The following is a 547-nucleotide window of genomic DNA, read 5'->3' as shown; positions in this document are numbered from 1 at the left end:
CCAACGCTTATCAACCGCAGGAATGCGACCCACAGCTTGGATGTGGTCCCACTTACCAAGCCCCATCGGCTCACGCGCTTCTTCAAGGTTGATGTCAAAATCAAAGCCTTGTTTAAACGCTTCCACAAAGATACTGGTTTTTGTGTGCCGCCAGATTTTTTGATCATGCCGTAGCAACTTTGGCACGCCACGATGACTTCTTGTGCATCTAGCTTGTCGAAGTCTGCTTGAAGCTGGCCGTAGCGTTCTTTGAATTTCTCTGTTTGGCCGATAGCCGCGGTCGGTTTGCCACAGCATTTCTGTACTGCGCCCATTTCTGGGAATACTTCTTTTAGGTAGCTCGCAATGGCCGCTACGCCTTCTGGTGAATAGGATGGCAAACTGCATCCTGGCATAAATACTTTATTACTCATTTTGTCGATACCGCTCGTTTTGCCATAGTGAAGATTTTTGAGAAGCCCAGTTTCTGGTGCATATTGATCGCTTTATGACCCGGCATTGGTGATTCACCATTGTTTGCCTTAACAAAGTCAGCACGTGCGCCTAG

General features: G+C 47.9%; 1 protein-coding gene. It reads right to left on the bottom strand.

Going from position 1 to position 547, the window contains the following annotated elements:
- The coding region (locus R7O13_RS30000) for a (Fe-S)-binding protein (RefSeq protein WP_318305607.1) at window positions 1-413 on the bottom strand (413 nt) is incomplete at its 3' end.
- Between the last annotated feature and the right edge of the window lie 134 nt (window positions 414-547).

It is taken from the genome of Vibrio sp. Y176, assembly GCF_033438945.1.
Note: the sequence above shows the minus strand (reverse complement) of the source record. Positions and strands in the feature narration are given on the sequence as shown.